Source organism: Nonomuraea typhae, from assembly GCF_009760925.1.
Taxonomy (GTDB): Bacteria; Actinomycetota; Actinomycetes; order Streptosporangiales; family Streptosporangiaceae; genus Nonomuraea; species Nonomuraea typhae.
The window spans coordinates 279,163-291,895 of record NZ_VRLV01000005.1 but is presented as its reverse complement, the minus strand read 5'-3'; the positions used below and the strand labels follow the sequence as shown (position 1 = coordinate 291,895).

8 protein-coding genes are annotated in these 12,733 nt (G+C 69.0%); 5 read left to right on the top strand and 3 right to left on the bottom strand.

Features of this window, described 5'->3' with window-relative positions; genetic code table 11:
• Nucleotides 1-2: 2 nt before the first annotated feature.
• Nucleotides 3-743, bottom strand: coding sequence for an MBL fold metallo-hydrolase (locus tag FVE25_RS20785; RefSeq protein ID WP_246267240.1), 741 nt, complete (start codon nt 741-743; stop codon nt 3-5).
• A 9-nt stretch (nt 744-752) separates the two neighbouring features.
• Nucleotides 753-893 carry a hypothetical protein gene (locus FVE25_RS53900; RefSeq protein WP_181019656.1) on the bottom strand — a complete coding sequence of 47 codons (141 nt, stop codon included), beginning with the start codon at nt 891-893 and terminating at the stop codon, nt 753-755.
• Between the two features lie 309 nt (nt 894-1,202).
• On the opposite strand from FVE25_RS53900, the gene rho reads away from it, so the two are divergent.
• The 4 genes from rho (at nt 1,203) to FVE25_RS20765 (ending at nt 6,761) form a co-directional block, all read left to right on the top strand.
• Nucleotides 1,203-2,282: a transcription termination factor Rho gene (rho, locus tag FVE25_RS20780; protein WP_157248665.1), complete on the top strand. Its 1,080-nt coding sequence runs from the start codon at nt 1,203-1,205 to the stop codon at nt 2,280-2,282.
• A gap of 94 nt (nt 2,283-2,376) precedes the next feature.
• On the top strand, nt 2,377-3,228 hold the full coding sequence (locus tag FVE25_RS20775; protein ID WP_181019655.1) for a putative RNA methyltransferase: 852 nt from the start codon (nt 2,377-2,379) through the stop codon (nt 3,226-3,228).
• A 143-nt stretch (nt 3,229-3,371) separates the two neighbouring features.
• Complete coding sequence (locus tag FVE25_RS20770) at nt 3,372-5,135, top strand: prolyl oligopeptidase family serine peptidase (RefSeq protein ID WP_157248664.1); 1,764 nt, start codon at nt 3,372-3,374, stop codon at nt 5,133-5,135.
• Nucleotides 5,136-5,231: 96 nt separating this feature from the next.
• Nucleotides 5,232-6,761 (top strand): APC family permease, encoded by a 1,530-nt coding sequence (locus FVE25_RS20765; RefSeq protein WP_219825585.1) that lies wholly within the window; start codon nt 5,232-5,234, stop codon nt 6,759-6,761.
• A 141-nt stretch (nt 6,762-6,902) separates the two neighbouring features.
• On the opposite strand, the gene FVE25_RS20760 is transcribed toward FVE25_RS20765, so the two are convergent.
• Nucleotides 6,903-8,441, bottom strand: coding sequence for a PP2C family protein-serine/threonine phosphatase (locus tag FVE25_RS20760; RefSeq protein WP_246267238.1), 1,539 nt, complete (start codon nt 8,439-8,441; stop codon nt 6,903-6,905).
• Nucleotides 8,442-8,561: 120 nt separating this feature from the next.
• Between FVE25_RS20760 and FVE25_RS20755 the strand changes: the two genes are divergently transcribed.
• A complete protein-coding gene (locus tag FVE25_RS20755) occupies nt 8,562-12,731 on the top strand; it encodes a HAMP domain-containing protein (RefSeq protein WP_157248663.1) in 4,170 nt (1,389 codons plus the stop codon).
• Nucleotides 12,732-12,733: the final 2 nt, after the last annotated feature.

Below are 12,733 nucleotides of genomic sequence, written 5' to 3'. Positions count from 1 at the left end.
TGTCACAACTGCACGAAGGGGTCGGGGAAGTGCGCCGTCGCCAGCAGCCGGCCTTCCGCGCGCAGCCGGGCCACCTGCTCCATGCGGGTCTTGGCGGCCAGGTCGGAGTCGTCGTCGTAGACGTAGCGGATCGTCGGATCGGCCAGTTGCACCGGGTGGTGAAGGACGTCGCCGAGCATGGTGAAGCCGCCGGTCTCGACGATCTGGTGACCGGGGGTGTGGCCCGGTGCCGGCCGTACCCAGATGCCGGGGTGGATCTGCGCGTCACCGTCGACGACGTGCAGGGTGTCGCCGAGCGGATCGAGGATCGCGGTCCTGATCGTGTCGGAGACGTTGTCCACCTCGGCGCGCTGAATGACGTGGCGGGCGTTCGGGAAGACCGGCCGGCCGGAGGTCACCGAGCCGCCGCAGTGGTCGCTGTGCAGGTGCGTGATGACGACCGTGTCCACGTCCTCGGGGGTGGCGCCCGCGGCGGCCAGCTCATCGAGCAGGCGGCCGGGCACGGGCGCCCAGACTGCGGCGGGCGAGTCGGTCGCGCCGACGCCGGTGTCCACCAGCGTGACCCGGCCGTCGCGGCCGCGCAGCAGATAACAGTGGAAGTGGAGAACCCACGGACCCTCGTCGGTCTCGGCGCCGAGAAAGGTCTCCAGGAATGGCAGGCGGAGAGCCGGGCCCATCGGGCCTACGGCGTCACACAGAGGGGTGATGTCGACACCCGCCACGATCGTCGATTGGTGAGGCACCGCCCCAGACTAGGCCGCCACGAAATGCCTGGCTACGAAGTCGTTCTCCAGGTCCGCGGCGTAGACCGTGCGGCAGCAGGTGGCGCAGCGGTACATGATCGGGCCTTCGTCGAGTTCGGTCTGGCATCTAGGACATTGGGTGCTGCTCATGATGATCCCCCTATTGGCTTCTTAACTCCTATGAAACCCACAGCGAATTGCAGGGGTCCTGCAGCTCGCTTGCCACGTTCTATGCCGCCGCCCACCTCGGCCGGGGGGTGAACTCGGGAAGACCCCCCGGGAATAGCACCGAAGGGCTAGGCGTTGTGCGGGTCGGAACGTGTGATACGTTGCCAGCAGCGTTGAGCTCTTGGCTCCGCTGTTCATCCCCTACGGTTGCCCCGCCCGTGTTGAGGGCCCGGCCCACCGTGATTCTCACCATAGCCGACGTGTGTCGGCGTGCCCTCGAGGAGGGTCATCATGTCTGTCCAAACCATTCCCAAGCAACGCTCCGAAGCGCCTGTCCGGCAGGTCCACGGCCTGCTGGACATCCGCGGCAAGACCGCCCATATCGGCGATCTCCGTATCCCCGCCGACCGGGCCGGCCAGCTCGGACTGCGCCATGGCGACCAGATTGCCGCCACCGCGTCCGGCGGCAAGCTCGTCACCGTCGAGACCGTCAACGGTCAGAGCGCGTGGCGCGACCGGCCGCACTTCGGCGACCTCACCCCCATCTACCCCACCGAGCGGCTCGCCATCGAGACCGACTCCCTGACCACGCGGGTCATCGACCTGTTCGCGCCCATCGGCAAAGGCCAGCGCGGGCTCATCGTGGCGCCGCCCAAAGCGGGCAAGACCATGGTGCTGCAGGCCCTGGCCGCCGCCATCACCGCCAACCACCCCGAGATCCACCTCATCGTGCTGCTCGTCGGGGAGCGGCCGGAAGAGGTGACCGAAATGAGGGCGACCATCGCCGGCGAGGTGTACTCCTCGACCTTCGACCACCCCGACCGCGAGCACACCGCGATCGCCGAACTCGCCATCGAACGCGCCAAACGGCTCGTCGAGCAGGGCAAGGACGTGGTCGTGCTGCTCGACTCCCTCACCCGGCTCGGCCGGGCCTACAACAACCTGTCGCCCGGGACCGGGCGCGTCCTCACCGGCGGACTCGCCGCCGCCGCGCTCTACCCGCCCAAGCGGTTCTTCGGGGCCGCGCGCAACGTCCTCGACGGCGGATCGCTCACCATCCTCGCCACCGCGCTCGTCGGCACCGGCTCCAAGCTGGACGACAGCCTGTACGAGGAGTTCAAGGGCACCGGCAACAGCGAGATCCACCTGACCAGGGACCTGGCCGAGAAGCGGCTGTTCCCGGCCGTGGACATCGACGCCTCGGGGACGCGGCGCGAGGAGATCCTGCTCCACGCGGACGAGCAGGAGATCGTGTGGAAACTGCGCCGCATGCTCACCTCGCTGGATCGCGGCAAGGGCACCGAACTGCTCATCGACAAGCTCCGCGAAACCCCGTCGAACGCCGCCTTCCTCCTCCAGGCGGCATCCTGACCGATCACGGCCTTCCCTCGCCGAGGGCCGCAACCCGGTGCCCTAACTCCCTCAGGCGGCATCCCCACCGTGCCGGGTTGGCTTTAATGGGCTGGTGCTTGCCGACGTCGTCCCCTACCTGGTCTGCCCCGTCTGCCGGGGATCCCTGGAGTTGCTGCCGGGCACGGTGCGCTGCGCCTCCGGTCACGCCTTCGACGTCGCCCGCCAGGGGTACGTGAGCCTGCTGACCGGCTCCAGATCGCCCGGCACCGCCGACACCCCCCAGATGGTCGCCGCCCGCGACGCCTTCCTGGCCGCCGGCCACTACGCCCCGCTGGCCGCGGAACTGGCGAAGCTCTGCTCCGGCGCCGCCGTCACCGTGGAGGCGGGGGCCGGCACCGGGTACTACCTCGCCCGTGCGCTCGGGCCCGGCGGAGTGGGGATCGCCTTCGACGTCTCCAAGCACGCGGTGAAGCGGGCCGCGCGGGCGCACGAGCGGATCGGGGCCTTCGTCGGGGACGTGTGGCAGCCCCTGCCGATCGCCTCCGGCGTGGCCGACGTGGTGCTCGACGTGTTCGCGCCGCGCAACGGGTCGGAGTTCGCCCGGGTTCTGCGTGCGGGCGGGCGGCTGGTCGTCGTGACGCCGGCCGTACGGCATCTGGAACCCCTGGTGTCCGGGCTGGGGTTGCTGACGGTCGATGCGGACAAACAGGATCGGGTGGCGCGCGGGCTGCCGGAGTTCACGCTGGTCGAGCAGCGGGAGCTCGCCTACGATCTGGAGCTCGGGGCGGAGGAGATCGCCGCGGTGGTCGGCATGGGTCCGAGCGCGTGGCACTTGGAGGAGGATGTGCTGCGTGCCAGGATTTCGGGGCTGTTGCGGGAGAAAAATCTGCGAAAGATGTCAACCCACGTCGCATTTCAACTGTCTATCTTCGGGGTGGTGACGCGATCAAGGTCCGTTCCTTGACGGACATAAGGGACCCGTGTTACTGATGGGGTATTTAGTCCGAAATTCCCCCACATTCCCCAAGTATTTCCGCGACACAGGCGCGATACTGGACGCCAACCCGCGCCCGGGAAGCGCGGTTCCAGAGGGAGGGGACGCGCCGCATGAAGGCGGAGGAACGCTGGCAGGCCAGGTTCCGGGCGCCGCGCATGACGTTGCCCGCCTGGGCGCGCCAGGCCCCGAACCGCTCGATCTACAGGAGCAACGTCACCGGTACCTGGGAGGTCTACGCCTGGGACCGCACCGCCGGAGTCACCCGCCAGGTCACCGACCAGCCCAAGGGCACCGCCCACGCCGCCATCGACCCCACCGGCCAGTGGATCTACTGGTTCGCCGACCCCGAGGGCAACGAGCTCGGCGGCTGGATGCGCCAGCCGTTCACCGGCGGCCCCGACGTACCCGTCGATCCGGACATCCCGCAGGCCCAGACCGGCGGCATCGTCCTCTCCGCCACCGGCGCCGCGGCCATCAGCCTGGCCGGTGACGGCGTCTTCCGCATCTATCTGGTACGGCACGGCGAACCCACCAGGCTCATCCACGAGCACACCGAGGCGGGCTGGGTCGCCGACATCTCCCTCGACGGCACCCTCATCGCCATCAACCACGGCGAATACGGCGACTTCCGCCGCCCCGCGCTCCGGGTGGTCCGCCAGAACGGCGACACCGTCGGCGAACTCTACGACGGCCCGGACAAAGGCGTCATCGGCCTGCGCTTCGCCCCCATCATGGGCGACCGCCGCCTGCTCACGCTGCACGAGCGCCGGCGCCGCCTCGAACCGCTGCTCTGGGACCCGGTCTCCGGCGAGCAGCGCGAGATCTGGCTGAAGGACCCCGGCGACCTCACCGCCGAGTGGTACGCCGACGGCCGCGCCCTGCTCATCACCCGCGAGGACCGCGCCCGCAGCCACCTGCACCGCTACGACCTGGCCGGCGGCGGCCTGACCCCGATCGAGATCCCGCACGGCGTGATCGACGAGGCGACGCCACGGCCCGGCGGCCACGTCGAATACACCTGGTCCAGCGGCTCCCGCCCGCCCGTGGTGCGCTCCAGCAACGGCCAGGTCGTGATGAACCCGTCCGGCCCCGCCGCCCCGCCCAGCGTCCCGGTCGAGGACATCGACGTCGAAGGACCCGGCGGCCGCATCCACGCGCTGATCTCCCGTCCCGAGGGCGGGAGCGCTCCCTTCCCGACCGTCTTCCTCCTCCACGGCGGCCCCACCGCGCAGGACCGCGACTCCTACTCGCCCGAGGTGGCCGCCTGGGTGGACGCGGGTTTCGCCGTCGTCCGGGTCAACTACCGCGGCTCCACCGGGTACGGCACGGCCTGGCGGGACGCCCTGCACGGCGATGTGGGCCACATCGAGCTGGCCGACGTCTCCGCGGTGCGCGAGTGGGTGGTGGGACGCGGCGTCACCGACCCGGAGCGCATGGTGATCGCGGGCACCGCCTGGGGCGGGTATCTGGCGTTGCTCGCGCTGGGCACGCAGCCGGAGTTCTGGAAGGCGGGCATCGCGGCGGTCCCGATCGCCTGCCACCCGACCTGCTACGAGGACGAGGCGGAGAGCCTGCGCGCCTACCAGCGCTCGTTGTTCGGCGGTTCGCCGGACGAGCAGCCGGAGCGCTACGTGGCCAGTTCCCCGATCACCTACGTGGACCGGGTCAAGAGCCCGGTGCTGATCCTGGCTGGTGAAAACGATATCCGCTGCCCTTTGCGGCAGATCGAGAAGTACGTAGCGAAACTCGCCGAGCACGGCCGCGAGCATGAGATCTACACCTATGACGCGGTGCGCGGCTCGCTGGTGACGTCCGAGCGTATTGCCCAAATGGCACTTCAGCTAGATTTCGCCCGCAAACACACTAACAACTGACATATCGTAAAAGGTTGGGCCGAAATCTGACTTGAATGTCGCCCGCAACCGAATACAGCATCGTGGCACTTCAGCTGTCCTCGGAAGGGCGTGCACGTGAGCACCACCACCGCCACCCCTGTCAACCGGCTCAAAAAGGACGCCGTCGGCCTCGTGGGCGTCATCTTCATGGCCGTCGCCACTGCCGCCCCGATCACCGCCATGACCGGCAACGTGCCCATCGTCATCAGCGCCGGCAACGGCCTGGGCGTGCCCGCCGGATATCTGTTCGCCACCGCCGTACTGACGATCTTCTCGGTCGGTTACACGGCGATGGCCAAGCACATCACCGCCGCCGGCGCCTTCTACGGCTACATCTCCCACGGCCTCGGCCAGGTCGCCGGCATGATCGCCGGACTGCTCGCGACCATGGCCTACGTGGTCTTCGAAGCCTCCATCATCGGCTTCTTCGCCTACTCCGCCCACGACACCTTCACATCGCTGGCCGGCGTGGACATCCACTGGCTCTGGTTCGCCTTCCTCGGCCTGGCGCTGAACACGATCCTCGCCTACTTCGACATCAACCTCACCGCCAAGGTCCTGGGCGTCTTCCTCGTCACCGAAATCCTCATGCTCGGCCTGACGGCCACCGTGACCCTGTTCCACGGCGGCGGCCCCGACGGCCTGATGGCCGAAACCCTCAACCCCGCCGGCGCCTTCACCGTCACCGGCATGGACGTCGGCGCCGTCGGGCTCGGCCTGTTCATGTGCTTCTGGTCCTGGGTCGGCTTCGAGTCCACCGCCATGTACGGCGAGGAGTCCCGCAACCCCAAGAAGATCATCCCGATCGCCACGCTCGTCTCCGTCGTGGGCATCGGCCTCTTCTACACCTTCGTCTCCTGGATGACCGTCGCCGCCAACGGCGCCGCCTCCCCCAAGATCGCCGCCGAGAAGTTCGCCGGCATCTTCTTCGACCCCACCGAGCAGCTGATCGGCCCGTGGGCGGTGACGTTGTTCAAAATCCTCATCCTCACGGGCTCCTTCGCCTGCGCCATGGCCTTCCACAACTGCGCCGCCCGCTACCTGTACGCCATGGGCCGCGAGAACCTCATCCCCGGAACCGCCCGCACCCTGGGCGCCACCCACCCCGTGCACGGCTCGCCCCACGTAGCCGGCTTCGTCCAAACAGCCATCTCGGTCATCTTGGTCCTGGCGTTCTTCTTCGCCGGCATGGACCCCTACGTGCACATGTACACCCTCCTGGCCGTCCTGGGCACGCTGGCCATCCTGGTCGTCCAGACCATGTGCTCGTTCTCGGTCATCGGCTACTTCCACCTACGCCGCAAACACCCCGAAACCGCCAGCCTCTGGCGCACCCTGCTCGCCCCGCTGATCGGCGGCCTGGCCATGGCCTACGTCATCCTCCTCCTCTTCCAGAACCAGGAAGCCGCCGCCGGCGCCGCCTCCAAAACCGCCCTCTTCACCGCCATCCCCTGGATCGTCGTCACCCTGGCCCTGCTCGGCCTGGCTGCCGCCCTGTACCTCCGCACCCGCCACCCCGCCAGATACGCCATCATCGGCCGCATAGTCCTGGAAGACACCACCGAACGCGACACCCCCACCCCAACCCCCGAACCAACGCGGTAAACCACCCCACCCCACCGGCGAGGGGTACGGCGAAGCCGACGCCGCCCTACGGTGCCCGCCAGGCGCCTCCAGGCACCACGCCCTCCGGCAGCCCCACCACCCCAGGCAGCCTGTGTATGCCAGGCGCCGCCGTACAAGAGGTCAGCGAGCCCGGAGGACCAGGATGGCGAGGTCGTCGGCGCTGGGTTCCGGGGCGAAGTCCTCGGCGGCCCGGCGGATGCGTTCGGCGACCGCGCGGGCCGACAGCCCGACGCATTCGGCGAGCAGCTTGGCCAGCCCGCCACCGTCGTCGAGGAGGCGGCCGCCGCTGCGGCGTTCGGTGACGCCGTCGGTGACGGCCAGCAGGACGTCGCCGTGGTCCAGGTGGAGGGTGTCGGCCTCGAAGACCACCTCGGGGAAGACGCCCAGCAGGGATTGCGGGGTCGTGACGGCCTCCACGACGCCGCTGGGCTTCAGGCGGAGGGCTTCGGGGTGGCCCGCGGACACGAGGCGCACCTCCAGCCCGTCGGACACGGGTGTGATGTCGCCATGCAAAAGGGTGAGAAAGCGGGCCCTTTCCCCTTCCTCCAGGATGGCCTGGTTCAGCCGGCCCAGGACGGCGGCCACGCCGTACCCCTCGCGGGCGAGCAGGCGCAGCGTGTGGCGGGCCAGGCCCGTCACCGCGGCGGCTTCCGGGCCGGTGCCGCAGACGTCGCCGATGGCGAAGCGCCAGGTGCCGTCGGCGGCGAACAGGTCGTAGAAGTCGCCGCCGACCTCGTTGGCCTCGCCGGCCGGTTCGTAGACGACGCCGTAGTCGAGGCCGGGGACCTCGGGCTCGTTCGGCGGCAGGAGGCTGCGCTGGAGCGCCCGGTTGGCGGCGGCCTGCTGGGCGTACAGGCGGGCGTTGTCCATGGCGAGGGCGGCCCGGCGGCCGATGTCCTCGGCGAACTGGACGACCTCGTCGGCGAAGCGGTCGGCGCGGCCCAGGTACATCATGCCGAGCTGCCGGCCCCGGGCGGTCAGCGGGACGGCGAGCACCTGGGAGTCGGCGAAGTGCAGGGCGGCGGTGCGGGTGCCGGCCTCGTGGATGCCGATGGCGGTGAGGTCCTCGCGCAGGCGGTCGATGCGGGCCTCGTCGGCGTGCCAGAGGTAGGCCAGGCGGAGGGGTCCGACGACGCTGTCGGTGGTGTAGACGGCGCACCAGCTGGACAGGCGGGGCACCACGATCTGGGCGATGATGGCGGGCACCATGTCGGGGTCGAGGGTGCCGGCGAGGAGGTCGCTGGCGTCGGCCAGGAACCCGAGCCAGTGGGGACCCCGGGCGCTCTCCTCGACCCATTCGGCGGCGACGTTCTCCACGGAACCGGGTACCGTGAGCCTTGCCCAATGGACGCGGGAATCGCCGGTGAAGGTGATCCCCCACTCCTCCACTTCGACCGAAGGCCCCTTGGGGTCGGCCTGGGGCGCGAGGCGCTGCCGCAGTTCGACCTGTACGGCGTAGCCGAAATGTTTCCAGATCACCTCGAACGGCTCGTCCGCAACCTGCTCTGCCAGTTCGCCCGCGACTTGCTCGGCGTCGGCCATGAGCGGCACGATCGCCCAGGCCGTCATCACCTCGTGGGTGAACCGCCGAGCCGCGGGCACGGCTGATTCGCCCGGCGCGAACGTGGCAGCGAGCAAGGCGTGGGGAGAAGCAGTCATCCCAACGTGCCTACCACACTTACCGCTGACATGGGGTAAATCCAAGGACAGGACTACGAGCTACTCATCGTGACAGACTTGAATCACTCGCGGTGACACCCCGGGAGTGAAGGAGGCCCCATGACCACGGCCAAGATCGCGCCTACGCCAGAAGAGAGGACGTACACAGAGTCGGATCTCGTCCCGATACTCGAGACCCTCTTCTCCTGGCGCGACGGGGACTTCCGGCGCCGGGTGCCGCATGCTCCCGCGGGGATCCTGAGTGAGGTTCGCCTTCTGCTCAACGAGGTGGCGGATCGGCGTGAGCATCTTGCCAACGAGCTGGTCCGGGTGCGCAAGGAAGTGGTCAAGGAAGGCCGGTTCGGCGAACGGCTGACGCCGGGCCCGGGTGTCGGGGCCTGGGCGGAGAGCGTCGAGTCGGTGAACATGCTGATCGACGCGCTCGTGAGCCCGGTGAGCGGGGCCGCGGACGTGATCGACGCGGTGGCGAAGGGCGACCTGTCCCGGCGCATCGATCTGGACCGCTCGGCCAGGGGCGAGGTGCGCCGGCTGGGCAAGGCGATCAACGGCATGGTCGACCAGCTCGCCTTGTTCAACTCCGAGGTGACCAGGGTGGCCCGGGAGGCGGGCACCGAGGGGCGCCTGGGCGGCAGCGCGAACCTGCGGGGCATGTCGGGGAGCTGGCGTGATCTCACCGAGGCCGTGAACACGATGTCCTCGCGCGTGGCGGCGCAGGTGCGCGACATCGCGGTGGTGACCACGGCGGTGGCCAAGGGCGACCTGAGCCGCAAGGTGACGGTCGACGCGGTCGGCGAGATGTTCGAGCTGAAGAACACCGTGAACACGATGGTGGATCAGCTGTCGGCGTTCGCCGAGGAGGTGACCCGCGTGGCCCGCGAGGTGGGCACGGAGGGTCAGCTGGGCGGCCAGGCGCAGGTGAGCGGGGTCTCGGGGACCTGGAAGGACCTCACGGACAACGTCAACTTCATGGCCAACAACCTGACCTCCCAGGTGCGCAGCATCGCGATCGTGGCGACGGCGGTGGCGCAGGGCAACCTGTCCAAGAAGATCACCGTCGATGCCGAGGGCGAGATCCTGGAGCTGAAGGAGACCATGAACACGATGGTCGACCAGCTCTCGTCCTTCGCCGACGAGGTGACCCGCGTGGCCCGCGAGGTGGGCACCGAGGGCAAGCTGGGCGGCCGCGCCGAGGTGAAGGGCGTGTCGGGCGTCTGGAAGGACCTCACCGACAACGTCAACTCGATGGCCAACAACCTGACTTACCAGGTGCGCAACATCGCCCAGGTCACCACGGCCGTCGCCAACGGCGACCTGACCCGCAAGATCGACGTGGACGCGCAGGGCGAGATCCTCGAGCTCAAGTCGACCATGAACACGATGGTGGACCAGCTGTCGAGCTTCGCCTCGGAGGTGACCCGAGTCGCCCGCGAGGTGGGCACGGAGGGCCAGCTCGGCGGCCAGGCGCAGGTCCGGGGCGTGTCCGGGGTCTGGAAGGACCTGACGGAGAACGTCAACTTCATGGCCAACAACCTGACCTCGCAGGTGCGGCAGATCGCGGCGGTCTCCTCGGCGGTGGCGCAGGGCAACCTGTCCAAGAAGATCACCGTCGACGCCCAGGGCGAGATCCTGCAGCTCAAGGACACCCTGAACACCATGGTGGACCAGCTCTCGTCCTTCGCCGACGAGGTCACCCGCGTGGCCCGCGAGGTCGGCACGCAGGGCCAGCTCGGCGGCCAGGCGCGGGTGCAGGGCGTGTCGGGTGTGTGGAAGGACCTCACCGACAACGTCAACTTCATGGCCAACAACCTGACCTACCAGGTGCGCAACATCGCCGAGGTCACCACCGCGGTGGCCAACGGCGACCTGACCCGCAAGATCGACGTGGACGCCCAGGGCGAGATCCTGGCCCTCAAGACCACCATCAACCGCATGGTGGACCAGCTGTCGAGCTTCGCCTCCGAGGTCACGCGCGTGGCCCGCGAGGTGGGTTCAGAAGGCAGGCTGGGCGGCCAGGCCCGGGTGGAAGGCGTCGAGGGCACCTGGAAGCGCCTGACCGAGTCCGTGAACGAGCTGGCCGGCAACCTCACCACGCAGGTGCGCGCCATCGCCACCGTGACCAGCGCCGTGGCCCAGGGCGACCTGACCCGCTCCATCGCCGTCGAGGCGCAGGGCGAGCTGGCCGAGCTCAAGGACAACGTCAACTACATGGTGGCCAACCTCCGCGAGACCACCCAGGCCAACCAGGAGCAGGACTGGCTCAAGTCCAACCTGGCCCGCATCTCCCGGCTCATGCAGGGCCACCGCGACCTGTTCGAGGTGGCCAAGCTGATCATGAGCGAGCTGACGCCGCTCGTCTCCGCCCGTTACGGCGCCTTCTACGGCCGCGACCCCGAGGGCGAGCACGACCTCGTGCTCATCGGCGGGTACGGCGTGCGGCCCGACCACGGTCCCCGGCACAAGTTCGCGATCGGCGAGGGCATGGTCGGCCAGGCGGCGGCCGAGGGCAGGCACATCATCCTCGACAACGTGCCGGCCGGGTTCATCACCATCGACAGCGGCCTGAGCTCCTCGACGCCCGCGCAGATCGTGGTGCTGCCGATCCTGTTCGAGAGCCGGGTGCTGGGTGTGCTGGAGCTGGCCTCCTTCACCCCGTTCGGCGAGGTGCACCTGGACTTCCTGACGCAGCTCGTCGAGACCATCGGCGTCACGATGAACACCATCATCGCCAACTCCCGCACCGAGGACCTCCTCACCGAGTCCCAGCGCCTCACGCGCGAGCTGCAGGAACGCTCCGACGAGCTGCAGCGCCAGCAGGAGGAGCTGCGCCGCTCCAACTCCGAGCTGGAGGACAAGGCGGGCCTGCTGGCCAAGCAGAACCGCGCCATCGAGATCCAGAACTTCCAGATCGAGCAGGCCAGGCGGACCCTGGAGGAGCGCGCCGAGCAGCTCGCGGTCTCCAACCGCTACCGGTCGGAGTTCCTGGCCAACATGTCGCACGAGCTGCGCACGCCGCTCAACAGCCTGCTCGTGCTGGCCAAGCTGCTGACCGAGAACGCCGAGGGCAACCTGACCTCGCAGCAGGTCGAGTTCGCCCGCACGATCCACGGCGCCGGATCGGCGCTGCTCCAGCTCATCAACGACATGCTCGACCTGTCCAAGGTCGAGGCCGGCCGGATGGACATCCACCCGGCCACGCTGTCGCTGCCCAAGCTGGTCGACTACGTCGATGCGGCCTTCGCCCCGCTCGCCCAGGACAAGGGCCTGGCCTTCAGCGTCGAGGTGGACGACAACACCCCGCTGGAACTCCACACCGACGAGCAGCGGCTGCAGCAGGTGCTGCGCAACCTGCTGTCGAACGCGGTCAAGTTCACCCCGAAGGGCGAGGTCAAGATGCGGGTCGTCCGGGCGCCGTCCGGCATCGACTACGACGACGCGTTCCTGCGCCAGGCCGACGACCTGCTGGCCTTCGAGGTCGTGGACACCGGCATCGGCATCGCGATGGACAAGCGCGAGGTCATCTTCGAGGCGTTCCGCCAGGCGGACGGCACCACCAGCCGCAAGTACGGCGGCACCGGCCTCGGCCTGTCGATCTGCCGCGAGATCGCCCGCCTGCTCGGCGGCGAGATCCACGTGGACAGCGAGCTCGGCAAGGGCAGCACGTTCACCCTCTACCTGCCCGCCTCCTACACCGGCCCGCTCCCGGCCGGCGACGGCGGCGTGGCCCGGCGCCAGGTGCTGGCCATGCCGGTGGAGGAGCCCACGGTCACGATGCCCGAACCGCCGCTCCCGATGGACATCGACCTCCCCGAGCTGTCCGAACCATCGGAAACCACCCAGTGGCAGGGCGACGACCCGCTGTCCGGGGCCAAGATCCTCATCGTGGACGACGACATCCGCAACGTCTTCGCCCTGACCAGCGTCCTCGAACGCCACGGCTCGACCGTCGTCTACGCCGAGAACGGCCGCGAGGGCATCGAGCAACTCGAACGCAACGAGGACGTGGCGCTCGTCCTGATGGACATCATGATGCCCGAGATGGACGGCTGGGCCACCACGTCCGCCATCCGCCGCATGCCGCAGTTCGCCGATCTGCCGATCATCGCGTTGACCGCTAAGGTCATGCGGGGCGATCGTGAGAAGAGCATCGCCTCGGGCGCCTCCGACTACGTGCCCAAGCCGGTCGACGTGGACCGCCTGCTCGAACGACTGCGCGGCTGGCTCAGCCGCGGGCGGGTGAACAAGCCCGACGACTCACCCGAAGGATCGTGATC

Excerpts from the sequence above, each read along its gene's own strand:
- FVE25_RS53900 (WP_181019656.1), bottom strand. The coding sequence starts at position 893 with ATGAGCAGCACCCAATGTCCTAGATGCCAGACCGAACTCGACGAAGGC.
- rho (WP_157248665.1), top strand. The coding sequence starts at position 1,203 with ATGTCTGTCCAAACCATTCCCAAGCAACGCTCCGAAGCGCCTGTCCGG.
- FVE25_RS20770 (WP_157248664.1), top strand. The coding sequence starts at position 3,372 with ATGAAGGCGGAGGAACGCTGGCAGGCCAGGTTCCGGGCGCCGCGCATG.
- FVE25_RS20760 (WP_246267238.1), bottom strand. The coding sequence starts at position 8,441 with ATGACTGCTTCTCCCCACGCCTTGCTCGCTGCCACGTTCGCGCCGGGC.
- FVE25_RS20755 (WP_157248663.1), top strand. The coding sequence starts at position 8,562 with ATGACCACGGCCAAGATCGCGCCTACGCCAGAAGAGAGGACGTACACA.